This is a genomic window from Streptacidiphilus fuscans (assembly GCF_015690355.1).
Lineage (GTDB): Bacteria > Actinomycetota > Actinomycetes > Streptomycetales > Streptomycetaceae > Streptacidiphilus > Streptacidiphilus fuscans.
On the sequence record NZ_JADPRT010000006.1, the window covers coordinates 101755 to 120271 of the forward strand.

Annotated in this window: 17 protein-coding genes; 9 read left to right on the plus strand and 8 right to left on the minus strand. The window is 72.8% G+C overall.

All coding sequences use genetic code 11. The features are described from left to right. Window positions 1-63 precede the first annotated feature (63 nt). The 3 genes from I2501_RS16300 to I2501_RS16310 all read left to right on the plus strand — a co-directional run bounded on the left by I2501_RS16300 (window position 64) and on the right by I2501_RS16310 (window position 3515). Complete coding sequence (locus I2501_RS16300) at window positions 64-972, plus strand: alkaline phosphatase family protein (protein ID WP_196194772.1); 909 nt, start codon at window positions 64-66, stop codon at window positions 970-972. 3 nt (window positions 973-975) lie between these two features. Beyond that, on the plus strand, window positions 976-2229 hold the full coding sequence (locus I2501_RS16305; protein ID WP_196194773.1) for an EfeM/EfeO family lipoprotein: 1254 nt from the start codon (window positions 976-978) through the stop codon (window positions 2227-2229). A gap of 89 nt (window positions 2230-2318) precedes the next feature. Further along, entirely contained in the window at window positions 2319-3515 is a 1197-nt protein-coding gene (locus I2501_RS16310; protein WP_196195027.1) for a Dyp-type peroxidase, read from the plus strand. A gap of 28 nt (window positions 3516-3543) precedes the next feature. Here the strand turns inward: I2501_RS16310 and I2501_RS16315 are convergent, their stop codons facing one another. The 3 genes from I2501_RS16315 to I2501_RS16325 all read right to left on the minus strand — a co-directional run bounded on the left by I2501_RS16315 (window position 3544) and on the right by I2501_RS16325 (window position 6224). Further along, window positions 3544-3846: a hypothetical protein gene (locus I2501_RS16315; protein ID WP_196195067.1), complete on the minus strand. Its 303-nt coding sequence runs from the start codon at window positions 3844-3846 to the stop codon at window positions 3544-3546. Between the two features lie 177 nt (window positions 3847-4023). Then, entirely contained in the window at window positions 4024-5439 is a 1416-nt protein-coding gene (locus I2501_RS16320; RefSeq protein WP_196194774.1) for a ricin-type beta-trefoil lectin domain protein, read from the minus strand. Between the two features lie 215 nt (window positions 5440-5654). After that, window positions 5655-6224 carry a GNAT family N-acetyltransferase gene (locus tag I2501_RS16325; RefSeq protein WP_196194775.1) on the minus strand — a complete coding sequence of 190 codons (570 nt, stop codon included), beginning with the start codon at window positions 6222-6224 and terminating at the stop codon, window positions 5655-5657. 170 nt (window positions 6225-6394) lie between these two features. Between I2501_RS16325 and I2501_RS16330 the strand changes: the two genes are divergently transcribed. Continuing rightward, the gene (locus I2501_RS16330; RefSeq protein ID WP_196194776.1) at window positions 6395-7357 is read left to right on the plus strand and encodes an alkaline phosphatase family protein; all 963 of its coding nucleotides are present in this window, start codon (window positions 6395-6397) and stop codon (window positions 7355-7357) included. Window positions 7358-7375: 18 nt separating this feature from the next. Here I2501_RS16330 and I2501_RS16335 read toward each other — a convergent pair whose 3' ends face one another. Next, window positions 7376-8290, minus strand: coding sequence for an NAD(P)-dependent oxidoreductase (locus I2501_RS16335; protein WP_328806398.1), 915 nt, complete (start codon window positions 8288-8290; stop codon window positions 7376-7378). Between the two features lie 304 nt (window positions 8291-8594). Here I2501_RS16335 and I2501_RS16340 point away from each other — a divergent pair, with 304 nt between their 5' ends. Together I2501_RS16340 and I2501_RS16345 are read left to right on the plus strand one after the other, a co-directional pair. Further along, complete coding sequence (locus tag I2501_RS16340; RefSeq protein ID WP_196194777.1) at window positions 8595-8996, plus strand: helix-turn-helix domain-containing protein; 402 nt, start codon at window positions 8595-8597, stop codon at window positions 8994-8996. Between the two features lie 257 nt (window positions 8997-9253). After that, window positions 9254-9466 carry a hypothetical protein gene (locus tag I2501_RS16345; protein WP_196194778.1) on the plus strand — a complete coding sequence of 71 codons (213 nt, stop codon included), beginning with the start codon at window positions 9254-9256 and terminating at the stop codon, window positions 9464-9466. A gap of 227 nt (window positions 9467-9693) precedes the next feature. On the opposite strand, the gene I2501_RS16350 is transcribed toward I2501_RS16345, so the two are convergent. Next, window positions 9694-10158 (minus strand): hypothetical protein, encoded by a 465-nt coding sequence (locus tag I2501_RS16350; RefSeq protein WP_196194779.1) that lies wholly within the window; start codon window positions 10156-10158, stop codon window positions 9694-9696. A 307-nt stretch (window positions 10159-10465) separates the two neighbouring features. Here I2501_RS16350 and I2501_RS16355 point away from each other — a divergent pair, with 307 nt between their 5' ends. From I2501_RS16355 to I2501_RS16365, 3 genes are all read left to right on the plus strand, one after another. Next, window positions 10466-12127 carry an MFS transporter gene (locus tag I2501_RS16355; RefSeq protein ID WP_196194780.1) on the plus strand — a complete coding sequence of 554 codons (1662 nt, stop codon included), beginning with the start codon at window positions 10466-10468 and terminating at the stop codon, window positions 12125-12127. 98 nt (window positions 12128-12225) lie between these two features. Next, a complete protein-coding gene (locus I2501_RS16360) occupies window positions 12226-12990 on the plus strand; it encodes a PIG-L deacetylase family protein (protein WP_196194781.1) in 765 nt (254 codons plus the stop codon). Window positions 12991-13415: 425 nt separating this feature from the next. Then, on the plus strand, window positions 13416-14750 hold the full coding sequence (locus I2501_RS16365) for a glycoside hydrolase family 3 protein (RefSeq protein WP_196194782.1): 1335 nt from the start codon (window positions 13416-13418) through the stop codon (window positions 14748-14750). Between the two features lie 61 nt (window positions 14751-14811). On the opposite strand, the gene I2501_RS16370 is transcribed toward I2501_RS16365, so the two are convergent. The 3 genes from I2501_RS16370 to I2501_RS16380 all read right to left on the minus strand — a co-directional run bounded on the left by I2501_RS16370 (window position 14812) and on the right by I2501_RS16380 (window position 18299). Continuing rightward, window positions 14812-17481: a DUF4118 domain-containing protein gene (locus I2501_RS16370; protein ID WP_328806399.1), complete on the minus strand. Its 2670-nt coding sequence runs from the start codon at window positions 17479-17481 to the stop codon at window positions 14812-14814. 72 nt (window positions 17482-17553) lie between these two features. Then, a complete protein-coding gene (locus I2501_RS16375) occupies window positions 17554-18054 on the minus strand; it encodes a DUF6256 family protein (protein ID WP_196194783.1) in 501 nt (166 codons plus the stop codon). Then, window positions 18051-18299 carry a DUF6186 family protein gene (locus tag I2501_RS16380; protein WP_196194784.1) on the minus strand — a complete coding sequence of 83 codons (249 nt, stop codon included), beginning with the start codon at window positions 18297-18299 and terminating at the stop codon, window positions 18051-18053. Before I2501_RS16380 ends, I2501_RS16375 begins: the two co-directional genes overlap by 4 nt. Window positions 18300-18517 lie beyond the last annotated feature (218 nt).

Consider the following 18517-nt stretch of genomic DNA (forward strand, 5'->3'; position numbering starts at 1 on the left):
CGCACCATACGGGTGACAGACAGTCAGGCCACGCACCATCCGCTCTCCAGCAGGAGTGAACCCATGCGTCGCACGTCTCGCCTCACCGCAACCTTCGCCGCCACCGCGGCTGCCGCCGGTGCCGCCGCGCTGGTGCTCGTCCCGCAGGCGGCCTCGGCCCAGCCGACGCCGCTCGCCCACCCCGCGGCCGCGCACGCCGCCGCCAGCGGCACCCTGCCGACGTACTCGCACATCGTCGTGGTGATGGAGGAGAACCACTCCTACTCGGACATCATCGGCAGCAGTGACGCCCCCTACATCAACTCGCTCGCGTCCGGCGGCGCGCTGATGACCCAGTCGTTCGCGGTCACCCACCCGAGCGAGCCCAACTACATGGCCCTCTTCGCGGGCAGCGACTTCGGCCTCTCCTCCGACGCCTGCCCGGTCAAGGAGGGCACGGTCGCCAACCTCGGCTCCGAGGTGCTGGCCGCCGGCTACACCTTCAAGGGCTACTCCGAGGGCCTGCCGAAGACCGGCTCCACCACCTGCACCTCGGGTTCGTACGCGCGCAAGCACGCGCCGTGGGTCAACTTCAGCAACGTCCCGACCACCGACTCCGTGCCGTACTCGAGCTTCCCGTCGAGCTCCGACTACTCCAGCCTGCCCTCGCTCTCGTTCGTCATCCCGAACCTCGACGACGACATGCACGACGGCACCGTCGCCCAGGGTGACAGCTGGCTGCAGAACAACATCGACGCCTACGCGACCTGGGCCAAGGCCAACAACAGCCTGCTGGTGGTCACCTGGGACGAGGACGACTACACCGAGAACAACCAGATCCCGACCATCTTCTACGGCGCGAACGTCGTGCCGGGCAACTACAGCGAGACGATCAACCACTACAACGTGCTCTCCACGCTGGAGCAGCTCTACGGCGTGGCCCCGACCGGCAACGCCGCCACCGCGCCGGCCATCACCGACATCTGGGGCTGAGTCTTGACCCGAGTCACCCGACTCGCGCGCCCGCTGCTCGCCGGGGCCCTGGTCCTGGCGGCGGCGGGCGGCGCCCTGGGCGTCGCGCTGACCCGCGACGGCGGCCCGTCCACGACGGCCGCGCCCGGGTCCGCACCGACGCCGACGCCGCTCGCCGTCAGCGTGGACAAGCACGGCTGCGGCGCGCCGCCGACCTCGCTCGCGGCCGGGCCGGTCGCCTTCGCGGTGACGGACAGCGCGTCGACCTTCGTCACGGTCTACCTCACCGACCCGGGAGGCGACCGCGCCTACGCGGAGATCCGCTGGCTGGGCCCGCGTCACACGCTGCCGCTGACGGGCTCGTTGGCGGCCGGTCGCTATGCGCTGCGCTGCGTCTTCTCCGACGGGCCGGTCGTCTCGTCGCCGACGCTCGCGGTCACCGGCTCGGCGAGCGGGACGCTCACCGGGTACGCGCCGATGCCCGACCTGGCGTTGGCGGGCGCGGTCGCCTCCTACCGTGCCTGGGTCCAGGCCGCGCTGCCCGGACTGCTGGCCGCCGCACAAACCCTCGACGCGGACGTGGCACGCGGTGACCTGGCCTCGGCCCGTGCGGACTGGCTGCCCGCGCACCTGGACTACGAGCGCCTCGGCGCGGCGTACAACTCGTTCGGCGACTTCGACGCCTCGATCGACGGCCGGGCGGACGGCCTGCCCCAGGGCACCGCCACCTCCGGCTGGACCGGGTTCTTCGCGTTGGAGCAGGGGCTGTGGCACGGGGCGCCCGCCTCCGCCCTGCGTCCGTTGACGCAGCATCTGGTGAGCGACGTGCAGGGGCTGATCGCCGACTTCCCGAGCGAGGACACCGACCCGGGGGACCTGCCGCTGCGCGCGCACGAGATCCTGGAGAACGGCCTGCAGTTCCAGCTCAGCGGTCACGCCGACTACGGCAGCGGCACCACGCTGGCCACCCTGGACGCCAACGTCCAGGGCACCCAGGAGGTCCTCTCGCTGCTGGCCCCGCTGCTGCGCGAGCGCGCACCCGGTCTGCTGGACGGCGTCGACCAGCAACTCGCCCAACTCCGCGTCCAGTTGGCCGCCTGCCGCACCGGCAGCGCCAGCGGAACCAGCGCCGGCAGCAACAGCGGAGCCGGAGCCGACTGGACCCCTGCCGCGTCGCTCGACCGCGACCGGCGTGAACGACTCGACGGCGCGCTCGGCGCGCTGCTGGAACAGCTCTCCGAGATCCCCAACCTGCTCGCCCCGAGGACGGACGCGTGAACGCCCCCCAGCCCGCAGCCCCCGATCACGCCGTACACGAGCCCGACCCGATCGGCCGCCGGGGCTTCCTGCGCGGCGCGACCGCCGGGATGGTCGGCGCGGCGGCGCTCGGCGCGTTCGCCGCGGAGGCCGCGACCGCGCCCACCGCCTCCGGAGCCACGGGCGTCGGTCCGTCGGGTCGTCTCTTCCCGTTCGAAGGCCCGCACCAGGCGGGCATCCTGACGGAACAGCAGGCCGCCGCGACCTTCGTCAGCTTCGACGTCATCGCGCCGGACCGGGATGCGCTGCGGGAGCTCTTCGCCACGCTGACCGACCGGATCCGGCAGCTCACCACGGGCGGCCCGGTGCCGCCCACGGACCTCGCCTCCGCGCCCACCGACAGCGGCACGCTCGGACCGGTCCTGCCCTCGGACGGCCTGACGGCGACGGTCGGCGTCGGCGCGTCGCTCTTCGACCAGCGGTACGGTCTCGCCGCGCGCAAGCCCGCCAAGCTGACGCAGATGCCCGTCTTCCCCGACGACGACATGGCCACCTCGACCGAGCTGCATGGCGACCTCTCGCTCCAGCTCTGCGCGGACTCGCGGGACACCGTGGCGCACGCGCTGCGCGACATCACCAAGCACACCCGCGGCGCGATACAGCCGCGCTGGAAGATCGACGGCACCCACTCCGCGCCGCGCCCGACCGGCACCCAGCGCAACCACCTGGGCTTCAAGGACGGCATCGCCAATCCCGACACCGCCGACGCCAAGGTGACGGACGCGCTGGTCTGGACGCACTCCGGGCAGGGCGGCGAGCCGTCCTGGACCGAGGGCGGCTCGTACCAGGTGGTCCGGATCATACGGATGCTGATCGAGTTCTGGGACCGGGTCTCGCTCGACGAGCAGGAGCGCATGATCGGCCGCCGCCGCGACTCCGGGGCGCCCATGGACGGCACGACCGAGACCGACGTCCCGAACTACCACGCCGACCCGCAGGGTCTCTACGTCCCGCTCAACGCCCACATCCGGACGGCCAACCCGCGCACGGCCGCCACCTCCGACCAGCAGATCCTGCGCCGCGGCTACAACTACGAACGCGGCCTCGACCTCGACGGCAACCTGGACGTCGGCCTGGTCTTCTGCTGCTACCAGCAGGACGTCTCCCGTCAGTTCGCCGCCGTCCAGGCCCGCTTGGCGGGCGAACCCCTGGTCGACTACATCTCCCCCACCGGCGGTGGCTACTTCTTCGCCCTGCCAGGCGTCCGCGACGCGCACGACACGCTGGCCTCGGGCCTGTTCGCCTGACCGGCAGGCGAGGCACCGTCCGTCGTGCTCACTCCTCGCCCGAGAAGCGCTCCCACGCGGACTGGCGGGTGATGCCGAGCGCCTCGCCGATCCGGCCCCGGGTGAGGACGTCGACGGCGTCGAAGCGGCGAAGGCTGTAGGACGCCCGGTCGGCTTGGAAGACCGAGACGTCGATGCGCGGGGCCCGGCTGCGCTGGGCGGGGATGAAGGCTGCGAGGGGAGCAGCTGAAGTGCTGGAACTGTGTGCATGGGTGACGCTGGACGCACAGGTCGTGCACATCTCGGCCGGGGCGGAGTGCTCTGCTCCGGTCAGGGATACGGGGTCGGACATGCGCGGCATCGTACGCCTGTTCAGGGCACCTTCGTGCACGTGCCCATTTCGGCCAACCTGGCCTGACAAGGCCTGAGTTGCCCCCGCACCGCCCTCCGACGCGCAACGCGCAACGCACGACGCCGCCGCCGCCGGGCGGGAAGGCCCGGCGGCGGCGTCGTCAGTCACAGGAGTGGGTCAGGGGATGTTCCACACCTGGTTGGCCGTGTCGGCGCAGTCCCAGATCTGCACCTGGGTGCCCGAACCGCCGTATCCGGTGTCGTCGAGGCACTTGTTGGACTGCGGGTTGTAGAGCTCGCCGTTGGACTCCGGGATCCAGACCTGCGCGGCGGTGTTGTTGCAGTCGTACAGGTCGACGGCCGTGCCGTCCGCCGTGCCGCCGCCGTTGATGTCCAGGCACTTGCCGAGCACGTGCAGCGTCGTGCCCGCCTGGACGAAGCTCCACTGCTGCGCGGGCGTGCCGTTGCAGGTGTAGACCTGGATCGGGTTGAAGTTGGCGGTGCTGGCCGAGCGGTCGTCCAGGCAGAGCCCGTTGTAGCCGGTGACCTGCCCGGTCGTGCCGCCGCCCCCGCCGCCACCACCACCGCTGCCGGTCGTGGTGTACGCGGCGACGTAGCCGACGCTCATGGTCCCGCCGGACGAGGTCGCGGAGGACGGCGAGGTGCAGCCGCAGACGCCGTTGGGGAAGCCGCCGCCCATGGCCAGGTCGAAGATGATCGAGAGGTTGTGGTCGAAGGCCTGCTGCCAGGTCGCCGTGCCCACCTGACTCTCACTCACCGAGAAGTACTGGTTGCCGTCGAGGTAGAAGGTGATCGTCTCGTTCGAGGCGTTGGTGCGGTCGAGGATCATCGAGTAGGTGTGATAGCCCGTCAGGCAGCCGGAACAGGCCTGCAGCCCGCTGCCGATGCCGTTGCCCTCGTTGCACGGACCGCCGGGGTAGGTGCCGCAGTGGATCGTCCCGGCGACCTCGGAGAGGGCGTTGACGTCCTCCATGATGTCGATCTCGCCGTTCTCGGGCCACTGGCCCGGGCCCAGCATCCAGAAGGCGGGCCAGTAGCCCAGCCCGTTCCCGGGGTTGGGCTGCTGGATCTCGGCGGTGACCTCCAGCTTGCCACCCGCGGGCGCGCCCACGTTGGCGCTGGTGGTCTGGATCCGGCCGGAGGTCCAGTTGCCGTTGCCGTCGTTCAGCGCGGTGATGTCCAGGTGGCCGTTGCCGTCCAGGTGGACGTTGCTGGACGAGTTGGTCATGGTCTCGATCTCGCCGGTGCCGAAGTTGGAACCGGGGCCGGTGTCGTACATCCAGTTGGCCGAGTTGGGCCCGGAGCCGGCCGCGCCGGAGAAGTCGTCGCTGAAGACCGTGTTCCACCCGGACGGCGGCCCCGGCACGGTGTCGGCGTTCGCGCCGCCGGGAGAGGCGACCAGCAGCGCGAACGCCGCAACGCCTGCGGCCGCGACCGCTCCGCAGCGCCGGGCGAACGACCGCGCCCATGAACGCGGCCTCCGGCGCGGCGGGATCGGACCGGCGTGGGGGTGGTGGTGGGGGTGACCGTGGGGGTCGGGGGTGAGTGGTGCGGACGGGGGTGCACTGACCATCTACGGCTCCTCGGAGTGGGGTCCTGCGGCCGTGATCGCGTGCGCAGCGGAGGCCGCCGGGGACCGCCACTGAGGGGTGCGCCGCGCTGCCCCGGCGGGGCAGCACTTGGCATGCTCCCGTTCACCTCACGGTGGCGTCAAGACTTGTGCGCGAGAAGGAAAGCGCACAGTCCTTGACTTCAGGACCTGAAGACAACTGAAGGCATCCCCCGGCCTCAGCCCGTCCGGCGGTCCCAGCCGCTGCGCCGGACGACGTACTCCAGGTCACCGTGCTCGGCGCCCTCGATCGGGACCGGGAAATCCTCGACGAAGCTGCGGACGTAGGACATCCCGGCCTTCTCCAGCACCCGCCGCGACGCCGTGTTGACCGCCATCGTGGTCGCGACGACCTCCGTCAGCCCGAGCCCGAGGAACGCGTGCCGGATCAGCCCTCGCGCGCCCTCGGTGGCGAAGCCCTGGCCCCAGGCGTCAGGCCGGATCCGGTAGCCGAGTTCGATCCCGCCGGACAGTCCGACGCTGTCGGCCGGACGCAGCGCGAACCACCCCAGGAACACGCCGGACTCCCGTTCCTCGGCCGCGAACCGGCCCAGGCCGGGCGGCAGCTCGCGGTACTCGCGGATGATCCGCGGCAGCGTCTCCCGCTCCACCACCTCACGCGGCACGGGCAGGCCGGTGTCGATGTAGCGCATCACCTGCGGGTCGCCGTGGAGCGCGGCGAGGACGTCCAGGTCCGCCTCGGTGAACGGGCGGAGCAGCATCCGGCGGGTTTCCAGAGAGGTCGGCACCGGCGTATTCGATCAAGGGCCGGCCTGACGCCGCAAGTCCGGACACCGCAGGCCCGGACACCGCAAGCCCGTGCGCAGCGCCAGGGACGCGCACACACCGCCGGGGACACGGACGCCCGACGCGCACCCCGCGTCGGGCAGGCCGCGGGGTGATCCGCAAGACTGGTGTCATGCGTCCGACCCGCCGTCACCCTGCCGCCCGGAAACCAGCCGCCCGGACCCTGCGCAGCGCCGCGACCGCCGCGTCCGCCGCCGTGGTCACCCTGCTCGCGCTCACCGGCTGCTCCTCGGGCGGCCCTTCCGAGCCGTCGGCCGTGCAGAGCTCGCTCGCCGCGCAGACCGACGCCACCGCCTCGGCCGCGGCAGGCAGCCTGCCCGCGCCACAGCACGTGGTGCTGGTGATGGAGGAGAACCACTCCTACAGCGACATCATCGGCAGCTCGGACGCGCCGTACATCAACGCGCTCGCGTCCCAGGGCGCACTGTTCACCTCCTCGTACGCGGTCGCGCACCCGAGCGAGCCCAACTACGCGGCGATCTTCTCCGGTTCGACGCAGGGCCTGACCGACGACTCCTGCCCGCACACCTTCACCGGCCCGAACCTCGGCTCCGAGCTGCTCGCCTCGGGGCGGACCTTCGCCGGGTACTCGGAGTCCCTGCCGAACACCGGCTACACCGGGTGCAACAGCGGCGACTACGCGCGCAGGCACAACCCGTGGGTCAACTTCCCGAACATCCCGGCCTCGGACAACCGCCCCTTCGCCGCGTTCCCGACGAGCGCGGCGGGCTTCGCCGCACTGCCGACGCTCTCGATCGTGGTCCCGAACGTCCAGAACGACATGCACGACGGCACGGTCCAGCAGGGCGACACGTGGCTGAAGGACAACCTCTCCGCGTACGCGACCTGGGCGAAGACGCACGACAGCCTGCTCGTCGTCACCTGGGACGAGGACGACAACAGCGCATCCAACCACATCCCGACCCTCGTGGCCGGGGCGAACGTCCGTCCCGGCCACTACGCCGAACTCGTCGACCACTACCGCACCCTGCGCACCTTGGAGTCCCTCTACGGCCTCTCCCCGGTCGGCGAGAGCGCCCAGCGCCAACCGGTCACCGACATCTGGCAGCCCTGAGCCGCCAAGCGTGAGGACCTACTCACCCTTCGGGTCCGGGCGGCCGGCGAAGTAGGTGGCGATCACGTCCTCGTCGCCGTGGCCGGAGGCGGCCGCGCGGGTGAGGCGGGCGGCGGAGGCCTCGACGAGGTCGAGGCGGGCGCCGGTCTCGGCCGCGGCGGCGAGGATGAGGCTGGTGTCCTTGAGGGCGGAGGTGACCGCGAAGTTGGCGGTGAGGTCGCCGGACAGGACGGCGGCGGACTTGGCGTGGAGGTACGGGGTGTCCAGCGGGCCGCCCGCGACGGCGTCCAGGAACAGGGCCGGGTCGACGCCGAGCGCCTCGGCCAGGTTCAACGACTCCGCGACGGAGCTGACCATGTCGATGACCCAGGTGTTGACGACCAGTTTGAGCGCGGTGGCGCGGCCCGGCTCGGTGCCGACCCAGACCGTGCGGCGGCCGATCGCGTCCAGGACCGGCGCGACGGCGGCGCGGGCGGACTCCGGGCCTGCCGCGAAAACGGTCAACTGGCCCTGCTCGGCGGGCTGGCGGGTGCCCGCGACCGGGCTGTCGACGTAGACCAGGCCGAGCGAGTCCGCCAGCGCCGCCAACTCCTCGGTCGCCGGGAGGCCCACCGTCGAGGCCTGCAACCAGATCTGCCCCTCGCGCAGCCCCGGACGCGCGGCCTCCATCGTCGCCCTGACGGCCGCGCCGTCGTTCAGGACGGTCAGCACGACGTCCGCGCCGCGCACCGCCTCGTCCGCGCTCGCGCACACCACCGCGCCGGAGGCGGCCAGTGGTTCGGCCTTCTCACGGCTGCGGTTCCAGGCGCGGACCGCCAGGCCCTCACGCCGCAGGCTACGGGCCATGCCCGCGCCCATGATGCCCGTGCCCAGCACGGCGACGACGGGGGTGGCGGTGGTAGCGGCGGTGGCGGTTTCGTGCGCGGACGTCACGTCGACGGCCCCTCTCGGTCGGGAGGTGCTGACCGAGGTCGGTGACGCGCCGCGCGAGTCATGGCACAGGGACGGCCGACGTCAGATCAGTCGTCTTTCGCACACTAGCAGTTGGGGGGTGGCGCAACCCGCGCAACGCGCCAGTCGGGGCTGAACCGGCCGTCGTGTCACCCGCGCCGCCCCGCAAAGCCGCAGCTCAGAACGGTTGCACGGGGCGCGCGTCACGGCGTGCACCCCCGACGGCGCGGGCGGGGCGTGTACCGACCATAGGATTTGGCGCGCCACTCCCTCGATAATGGGGGCCGTGGAATCCATCAGGCCCAGGGACGACCAGACCGGCGAGGATCTGGCGGCCCTGCTGCGCAGCGTCCTGGCCGAGCATCCGGAGTTGACGCAGAAACAGCTCGCGGAGTCGGCCGGCATTCCCTACGCCACGCTCAACGCGTGGGTGACGGGACGACGCGGTGCGGGCGGCCGGATCGCCTCCGACGACCTGCGCGCGCTGGCCGACGCGCTGCCGACGACCGTCACCGTCGCCCGGGTCTTCGCCGCGGCGGGCCGCCGCACCCCGTCCGACCTGGACGCGGAGCGCGAGGCCCGGCTGCTGGAGCTCTTCCACGAGCTCGACGCGGGCCAGCAGCGCGCGCTGATCGAGATGGCCCGCGCCCTGACCAAGCTGCCGCACGCCCGGGCGACGGCCGACTAGCGCCGTGTCAGGCACTGGAGGACGGTGCTAAGGAGGAATGGTGCTCCGGAGGAATGGTGCGCTGGAGGACGGTGCTACGGGTGGGGCGCGCGCTGCGCGCATGCGCGTCCGAAAGCTGCATCTCGTGCCCCACACCCCCCGTACAGCTCGCGCCTGCGGGAGTAGGGTCATTCCCCCTGAGCGCGGCAACAGACGCCACCGCGTCCCGCTCGACCGCCTCCCTCATGAGGGGCATGCCCATGTGTATCCACATTCGCATGGCAGACGTCGCACCCCAAGCTGTCGCCTGGGACCCGATCGAAGTCTCCATCCAGGTCAGGAGCGGGACCTCCGCCCGGTCCGCGCTCGCCGAGATCCGCGCCGTGCTCCGCGACCTGGGCGCGGAGCCCACCACCGACGACCGGCCGCTCTGCTTCTGCGGCGAGCCGCTGCGACTGCCCGGCGCGCTCCGCGGGGCGCCCGACGGTTGACGCTCCGTCAGCAGCCGGCGACGCGTCGACGGAGGCGTGCAGCCGGGCCAGGCAGTCCTCGAACCAGTCGCGCTCGGCGCTGCTCGACCCGGGCTGGAGCAGGTCGACCCGGTAGGCGAAGCGGCGCGCCTGGAGGCGGGTGACGTGCCACGCGGTGACGGCCCAGGCCAGCGTGCCGAGAGCGGAGACGCCGGTGAGCCCCGCGAGCACCCACAGCAGAAGGCCGTTCATACCGGGTCGCCCGGATCGCTCGTATCGCCAGGGTCGTCCGCGTCGCCCGTGTCGTCGACGTTGTCCGCGTTGTCCGCGTCGTCCGACTCGTCCGGTGGCCGTGGTGGCGCGGCGTTGACGTTCCAGACCTGGACGCGCACCCGGTCCACCACCGTCGCCAGCTCGCTGTAGATCACCGGCTCCTCGCCCAACTCCCGTCGCCTGCACGTCACCTCGCCGCCGAAGGCGCGCTGGTACTGGAGCATCTGCACGTCGTCCGGGTCGGGGTAGAGGTGGACCTGGAGCCAGGGCGCGGACCAGTGGGACGCGGTGAAGATCTGCACGCTCTCCGGGCGCGGGAGCGAGCTGAGCAGGCGGGACAGCACCTGGCAGGCGTGGAGGGCGTCGGCGGGATACGGGTCGACGGCGTGCAGCGCACCAGGCGGCATCCCGACCGGAGGCAGGGTCGCAGGCGTCGTCACCGGCATAGGGGGTGGGGAGAACGGGGCTTGGGACAGCGGGGCTTGGGACAGCGGGCGGACGCGACTGGCGTTCGTTACCGGTTCTGACATCTGACGCCCTTTCGGTGATGACCGGTTGAGAACGATGCGCCAATCTACTCGTAGATGTAGATGTATTTCCGTTTCTCCCTCGTTTTCCCGGCGCACGCTCCCGGACGCGCGCCCCGCCGACGCGATACCTGCTGCCAGGCCGGATAGGGTCGACGCAACGGGTGCAACGGGCGCGGCTCAGAGCCGACGCACGGCAAACGAACGGGAGCGGCACAAGGTGACGTCGGGCGCGGAGTCAGGAGTCGGCCGCCTGGCCCGGACCGCCAGAGGGCGGATCGTCGCCGACCGGAGCGGCGGTGTCCTCGCCGCCGTGCTGCTCGCGACCGCGCTCGGGATCTACTGGGCCCGGGACCTCTCCGGCGTCGCCGGCGACCTCTCCGCGCAGTACGCGTGGGCGGACTTCGCGGCCCATCACCCGGGCTCCGCCGACGACCTGGCCTGGTACGGCGGCATCTCGCCGGGCTCGTACAGCCTGCTCGCCCCGTACCTGATGGCGGCCGTCGGCGTCGTCGGCACGGGGTTGCTCGCCCTCCTCTCCTCGGCCGCGCTGCTGGGCGTGCTGCTGCGGCGGGCGGGCGGACGCTTCACCGTACTGACCTCCCTCTGGGGCGCGTTCGCGCTCTGGTGCAACGTGGCGGCGGGACGGATCCCCTACGCGCTGGGGCTGGCGTTCGGGCTCGGCGCGGTCGTCCTCGCGACCGGAGGGGAGGAACCGCATCGTCCCGGCCCGGGCCGGATCGCCGGGTGTGCGGCGCTGTCGCTGCTCGCCACGGCCGCCAGTCCGCTGGCCGGTCTCTTCCTCGAAGTCGTCGCGGCGGCACTGATCCTGACGCGGCGACAGCGGACCGGATGGGCGCTGGCGATCCCGCCCGCCGTGCTGGTCGCGGGGGCGGCCTGGCTCTTCCCGACCAACGGCGTGGACCCCATCACGCTGTCGACGGTCGTCTGGTCCACGGCCTTCGCCCTCGCGGCGGCGCTGCTCTGCCCGCGCGGCTGGCGCACGGTGCGGATCGCCTCGCTCGTCTACGCGGTGGGCGTGCTGCTGACCTGGGCCGTGCCGTCGCCGATCGGCGGCAATGTCGGTCGGCTGGCGATGGTGCTGGTCAGCGTCGTCTTCCTGGCCATGCTCACGGCCGAACCGCGTCCCAGCGTCGCGCGTCCGAGCGGACCGCGGCTGGCGGGACTGCTCGTCGCCTTCGGCCTGTCCGCGTACTGGCTGGTGGCGGCCGACCTGGTCGGCCTGCCCGCGCCGACGCCGACCGCCGAGGCCGCGCCGCTGGTGGCCGAGCTGCACCGCCTCCACGCCGACCAGGCGCGGCTGGAGGCGGTGCCGATGCTCAACCACTGGGAGTCGTGGGGCCTGGTGAACTCGGCCGACCTGGCCCGCGGCTGGAACCGCCAGCTCGACGTGACGCGCAACCCCCTCTTCTACGGCACCTCCGGCGCCACCCTCACCCCGGACAGCTACCACGCCTGGCTGCAGCAGTGGGCCGTCGCCTACGTCGCGATGGAGGCGGGACCCAAGGACGTAGCGGCGCGCGGCGAGGCGGCGATCGTCGCCTCCCACCCGGCCTGGCTGCGGCCGGTCTGGCATGACGCCCACTGGCAGCTGTTCCGGGTCACGGACGCGGAGCCGCTGGTCGCGGCCCCGGCGCGGGTGCTGTCGACCGACCCCGCCGACGTGGTGCTCTCGGTGCCCCGCGCGGGCACCGTCCCACTGCGGCTGCCCTGGTCGCCCTGGCTGGCGGCGTCCGGCCCCGCAGGCACCTCCGCCTGCCTGGTCCACGACGGCGCGTGGACCGACCTCCGCACCGACTCCCCCGGCGTCTACCGGATCAGCGCGCCCTACGCCTGGACCCGCGGAACGCCCTGCCCCTGACGCCCGCCGCCGAACCAAGCAGGCCGCTCGCCACCGCACTAGTGTGACGAACGGGACCTCCCCCCCGACCGGCCGAGACTGGTGGAAGGCGGCGTGCGATGACCGAGCCCACTCCCGAAGTTCCGCCGCCCTTCGAGCCGGTCGACGAGGACTGGCAGACCGCCCTCGCCGTGGTCGCGCACCCCGACGACATGGAGTACGGCGCGGCCGCCGCCGTCGCGCGCTGGACGAGGCAGGGCAAGCGGGTCGTCTACGCGATGGTCACCAGCGGCGAGGCCGGGATCGACGGCCTGGACCCGGCCGAGGCCGGGCCGCTGCGCGAGGCGGAGGAGATTGCGTCGGCAGCCGTCGTCGGCGTGGACACCGTCGAGTTCCTGCGGCACCCGGACGGGGTGCTGCAGTACGGCCTGTCGCTGCGCCGCTCGATCGCCCGCGCCGTGCGGCGGCACCGACCCGACGTGGTAGTCACTGCCAACTTCCGTGACACCTACGGCGGGACCTTCCCCAACCAGGCCGACCACATCGCCGCCGGTCGGGCAACGCTGGACGCCGCCCGCGACGCGGGCAACCGATGGGTCTTCCGCGACCTGCTGGACGACGAGGGCCTCGAACCCTGGGACGGCGTCCGGATGGTGCTGGCGGCGGGCTCACCGGACGCGGGTCACGCCGTGGACGTGACCGGCACGTTCGCCCTGGGCGTGGCCTCGCTCAAGGAGCACCGGGCCTATCTGGAGGGCCTGGGCGACAGCGCGATGGCGCAGCCGGAGGAGCTGCTCGAAGGCTTCGCGAGGATGGCGGGCACGCGCCTCGGCGTCCGCTACGCGTCCTCCTTCGAGGTGATCTGGCTCCGCCCGCCCGCCTGACGCGGGGCACCACGGTGACGCCGGGCACCACGCCCCATCACCCTCCGCACCCCCGCGGACACCCTCGATCACGCCGACGCGGAATTCGCCTCCGTCGACTGTGACTCCTTTCACGTGCATTTGTCCGGATCTCCGCGACCTGCCCTCGCCCGAGGACCTCACCGTCCGCCCTGACCTGCGGACTGACGCCCCGTCACCCGCTCCGGGCCACACGCCGACGTGATCTGCGGGTCCGGTCGGTTCCGCAGGCGCGGCAGTACGGTGGCAGGACCCTGTGTGTCAGACGTGTGCCAGACGGGGTCAGACCGGGTGGTGATGCCCCGCGGTGTGCTCCGTCGTCGGAGCCCGAGCCGCGCTGCGGCCCGCGACCGTCCCTGCCCCCGGGGATCGCCTGCGCCACCGACGTTCCGACGATGGGTCCCTCCATGCCGTTCCCCTCCGAGACCGATGCCACTCCCAGCACCACCCGTGGAGACCGGCCTCGTCGGCGGCGGAAGAGTGTGCTGCTGGTCACTGCCGTTGCCGCGGCCGGAGCCGCGCTGATCACCAGCTGTGCGAGCTCGACCACAGCCGTCCGCACCGCCTCCGCCGACGGGGCGAGCCCGCGCACCAGCGCGCCGGCCACCACGACGCCGACCCCCCGCAGCAGCTCCGCGGCCCCGGTGAAGCCGGCCCCCCGCACCAGCGCCCCGACGCACACGGCGACGCAGACCGCCGCCGCCGTCGCGCCGACGTGCACCACGCAGTCGCAGCTCGCCAACTGGTCCACACATCGCCTGGCGATGACCACCATCGCCGTCCCGGTCGACGAGAACAACGTCAGCGCGGCCACCGCCGAGGTGAGCCAGGGCGCGGGCGGTGTGCTGCTCTTCGGCACCAGCGCCCCGAGCTCCCTGGGCTCGGACCTGGCGGCCCTGCGCGCGAACACGCCCGGCCACGTCGGCCTGCTCGCGATGACCGACGAGGAGGGCGGCCAGATCCAGCGGATGTCCAACCTTGTCGGCAACCTTCCCTGGCAGTCCTGGATGGCCCAGAACTGGAGCCCCGCCCAGGTGCGCTCCGCCATGGCCGCCATGGGCAAGCAGATGGCCGCCGCGGGCGTGAACATGGACCTCGCCCCCGTCGCGGACGTCGACGGCCGCCAGGTCATCCCCGGCCCCACCAACCCGGACGGCGTCCGCGCGTTCAGCGGTGACAGCAACGTGGTCTCGCGGTACAGCGTGGCCGCGATGGAGGGCCTGCGCGACGCCGGAGTGGTTCCGGTGGTCAAGCACTTCCCCGGCCTGGGCGGCTCGAACGCCGACTCGGACTACGCCGCGGCCGACACCGTGCCGTGGTCGACCGAGCAGCAGGTCGGCATCCCGCCGTTCCAGGCGCAGATCGCGGCCGGGGCGCCGGCCATCATGGTGGCCAACAACACGGTTCCCGGACTGACCACCGGCCCGGCGTCGCTCTCCTCCGAGGCGATCACCGGTGAGCTGCGCGGCAACCTCGGCTACCACGGGCTGGTCATCACCGACTCCCTCGACGCCGGGGCGATCACGGCGGCCGGTTACGACCTCCCGTCGGCGTCGGTCCAGGCGATCCGCGCGGGCGCGGACATGGTGATGTTCAGCAACACCGCCCAGGCCGGCACGGAGACCAACGCGATCGCGGACGCCATCACCTCCGCCGTCGACAACGGCCAGCTCTCCCGCGCCCGGCTCGTCTCGGCGGCGGCCTCGGTCCTGGCCGTCCGCAACGTCAACCTCTGCGGCTGAGCCAAGCCGGCCCCGGCCAGACCCGGTCCTGGTCCCGGACCCGACGAGCGTCCCCGGCCGCTCACGCGGCCGGGTGCCAGACCGGAAGGTCGAGGACCATCGTCAGACCGCCCCCGGGCGTGTCCTCGCAGGTGAGGTCGGAGCCCATGGCCTCGGCGAAGCCGCGGGCCAGAGCGAGGTGCAGGGTGGGCCCGGCGCGAGTGGCGGCGGGCAGCACCACGCCGTCGAAGGCGGGCAGCGCGGGGTCGAAGAGCGCGTCGCGCTCGGCCTCCCGCAGGGACGGACCGTGGTCGGCCACCCGCAGCTCCACCCGGTCGGCGAACCTGCTGGCCGAGACCAGCACCGTCGGCGGCTCTGCAAGCGGCTCCGCGGCCGCTGAAACGGCGGCGGCCGCCACCGGCACCGCCGCCGGAGCGGCGGAGTGCTCAAGCGCGTCGGTGACCAGGTTGGACAGGATCCGCTCCAGGAGCGCGGGATCCGCGTCCACCTCCGGGATCTGGTCCAGCCCACGCGCGGCGATCCGGTCCGCTCCGTCGCCGTCCTCCTCGGCCAGCGTCTCCTTGACCGAGGCGAACACCCGTGCCGTGTCCGTGGCCTGATGCTGCGGCACCAGCGCGCCCGCGTGGGTGCGGCTGAGGTCGTAGAGGTCGTCGGCGAGCTCCGCCAGGCGGTCCAGCGACTCCTCGGCGACGTCGAGCAGCTCGTCCTGGTCCTGGCAGGCCGCGTCGTCCTCGGCGCAGCGCAGCGAGCCGACGGCGGAGAGCGCGGTGTCGATCGGCTGGCGCATGTCGTGGCTGACGGCGGCCAACAGGCCCGCGCGGCTGCGCTTGACGGCCCCCGCCGGGCCCGCCTCGGCGGCGGCCTGGGCGAGCCGGGCCCGGCCCAGCGCCGCGCGGACATGCGCGGCGAACGCGGTGAGCACCCGCCGGTCGGAGGCGGGCAGCGCCCGGCCGCGCAGGATCAGCGACACGTCCTCGGCCACCGCCACCTCCTCGTCGACCGTCCCCAACTCCCGTGCGGGCATGGCCGCAGGCTCGGTGAAGGCGGCGTCACCCGCGGCAAGACTGTCCGTCGCCAGCACCACGGTGTCCCCGGCCGGGCCGCGCGTGACCAGCGCGACGCTGTCCATGCCGAAGGTCTCCCGCAGCCGGTCCAGCAGCGGTGGGATGGTGTCGTCGCCGTTCAGCAGATCGTGGTTGAGCGCCGACAGGGTCTCCGCCTCGGCGGTCGCGCGGGCAGCGCGGTGGGCGAGTTCGGTGGCGCGGTCCACCACGGCGGCGACCACCAGCGCCACCACCACGAAGGCGACCAGCGCCAGCACGTTGTCGGCCGTGTCGACGGTGAACCGGTGGATCGGCGGGATGAAGTAGTAGTTGAGCAGCAGCGACGCCGCGACCGAGGTGAGCAGCGCGTTGACCACGCCGCCGAGCATCGCCACGCCGACCACGGCAAGCACGAACAGCATCGAGGTGCTGGTGAGGTTGAGCGACCCCCGCGCGGCCGTGAGCACCAGCGTGAGCAGCACCGGCACAGCCACTGCCACCACCGGGTACGCGATCCGCCGCCACGACGTCGTCCCGCGCCCCGCCCTGCCGCGCAGGCGCAGGCCGCGACCGGCGGCCTCGTGGGTGACCATGTGGACGTCGATGTCGCCGGAGTCCTCGATCGTGCTCTCGCCGATGCCCTGTCCGGCGGTCAGCGCGCGGGCGATCCGGCCGCGACGGCTGGTGCCGAGCACGAGCTGGGTGGCGTTCTCGGCACGGGCGAAGTCGAGCAGCGCGGCGGGGATGTGGTCGCCGACGACCGAGTGGTACGTGCCGCCCAGGCTCTCCACCAACTGCCGCTGCACCGCGAGCGCGGCGGGCGAGGCGTCCGCGAGCCCGTCGCTGCGGGCGACGTGCACGGCGAGCAGCTCGCCCCCGGCCGAGCGGGCGGCGATCCGGGCGGCGCGGCGGATCAGCGTCTCGCCCTCACGGCCGCCGGTCAGGGCGACCACCACCCTTTCCTTCGTCTCCCACACACCGCCGATCCCGTGCTCGGCCCGGTAGCGCTGCAGTCCCTCGTCGACGCGCCCGGCGACCCAGAGCAGCGCGAGTTCGCGCAGCGCGGTCAGGTTGCCGACGCGGAAGTAGTTGGAGAGCGCGGCGTCGACCTTCTCCGCGCCGTAGACGTTGCCGTGCACCATCCGGCGACGCAGGCCCTCCGGCGGCATGTCGACCAGCTCGATCTGGTCGGCGCGCCGCACGACCGCGTCCGGGACGGTCTCGCGCTGCGGGACGCCGGTGATCTTCTGGACGACGTCGTTCAGCGACTCCAGGTGCTGGACGTTGACGGTGGTGAGCACGTCGATCCCGGCGGCCAGGATGTCCTGGACGTCCTGCCAGCGCTTGGCGTGCGCGCCGCCGGGGATGTTGGTGTGTGCGAGCTCGTCGACCAGCACCACCTCCGGGCGGCGGGCGATGACGGCGTCGGTGTCCATCTCGGTGAACGTCGCCCCGCGGTACTCGCGGGACACCCGGGGCAGGATCTCGAGCCCGCGCAACCGCTCCTCGGTACGTGGACGGCCGTGGCACTCGACCAGCCCGACGACCACGTCGGTCCCCCGCTCACGGCGGCGCAGCGCCTCGTCGAGCATCCGGAAGGTCTTCCCCACGCCGGGCGCCGCCCCGAGGTACACCTTCAGCTGCCCCGGAACGGACCGGACATGCGCGCGAGTCTCGGACACAGACACGGCGGCCTCCCTCCGTACAAGCCCTTTCAGGGTAGGCCGCGCCGACGTGTGTCGTCGGTCAGCGTTCGTCGGTCAGCGTTCGTCGGTCAGCAGCTCGGCGCGGCGGGTGCGCCGGATGCGCCGTTGCTCGCAGAGCCAGGTCGCGGCCAGGTAGAGCGGCATGGTGACGGCGATCAGCAGCGCGCAGCCGGTCACCGCGCTGGCCAGGAACTGTCCGCCGACCTTGGAGACGCCCTGGTAGAAGCAGACCACGACGACCATCAGCAGCAGGTACCCGCCGAGCGCGGTCGCCCCCGTCTGCCACAGCAGCGCGGGCCAGCCCTGTCGCGCCCAGGCGGGCGTGAAGCGACCCGTCCGCCAGCGGCGTCCGCGTTCGTCCGGGTGGCGGGCGAGGGCGCGCAGGCCGAGCGCCAGATAGAGCATGAGCAGCACGTAGCCGACGAACGTCACCGCGAACGACAGCGCCCCGGACAGCAACGGCGGCGGTGTGGACGGCGGCTGATCCACCGTCACCGCCGTGACCGCCGTCGTCACCGCTACCGCCCCTGCCGCGTACGTCGCGAGCACGCTCACTGGCCGCTGCCCTCCCGGAGCAGGAAGTGCCAGCCGCGGATGAAGGTGTGCCAGCCGAACCAGAGCCACAGCGCGAACAGCACCCAGCGCCCGACCGGGTACCGCATCACGGCGCGGGCCGTGTCGCTGAGCGTCGGGTATCCGGCCGCGACGCCGCCGCGCGCCAGCGCGTATCCCTCCCAGGCGAAGAGCGCGCCGAAGACCGCCGCCCAGACGAGGTACCCGATCAACCGCTGGTGTCCCATTCCGCTCCCTCGTCGCCTCGCCACCTCGCTGCCCCGCCGCCTCGTCTTCGGGCCGGGCCCTATCGCCGATCGTGCTGCATGGCCTCGGCGAAGCCCGGCAGATCCCCTCCTGCGCCGCACGTCGTGTCGCGCGGCTCGCACCCGGAACGGGGCGAAAACGGACCCTGACGTGCGGCGTCAGGCGGAGTACCGTGGAATACGGCCTGCAGGGCGAGTGA

Bases quoted from the DNA above. Each gene is read 5' to 3' on its own strand.
- I2501_RS16300 (WP_196194772.1), top strand. From the start codon at position 64: ATGCGTCGCACGTCTCGCCTCACCGCAACCTTCGCCGCCACCGCGGCT.
- I2501_RS16310 (WP_196195027.1), top strand. From the start codon at position 2,319: ATGGTCGGCGCGGCGGCGCTCGGCGCGTTCGCCGCGGAGGCCGCGACC.
- I2501_RS16315 (WP_196195067.1), bottom strand. From the start codon at position 3,846: ATGTCCGACCCCGTATCCCTGACCGGAGCAGAGCACTCCGCCCCGGCC.
- I2501_RS16320 (WP_196194774.1), bottom strand. From the start codon at position 5,439: ATGGTCAGTGCACCCCCGTCCGCACCACTCACCCCCGACCCCCACGGT.
- I2501_RS16330 (WP_196194776.1), top strand. From the start codon at position 6,395: ATGCGTCCGACCCGCCGTCACCCTGCCGCCCGGAAACCAGCCGCCCGG.
- I2501_RS16345 (WP_196194778.1), top strand. From the start codon at position 9,254: ATGGCAGACGTCGCACCCCAAGCTGTCGCCTGGGACCCGATCGAAGTC.
- I2501_RS16360 (WP_196194781.1), top strand. From the start codon at position 12,226: ATGACCGAGCCCACTCCCGAAGTTCCGCCGCCCTTCGAGCCGGTCGAC.
- I2501_RS16365 (WP_196194782.1), top strand. From the start codon at position 13,416: ATGCCGTTCCCCTCCGAGACCGATGCCACTCCCAGCACCACCCGTGGA.
- I2501_RS16380 (WP_196194784.1), bottom strand. From the start codon at position 18,299: ATGGGACACCAGCGGTTGATCGGGTACCTCGTCTGGGCGGCGGTCTTC.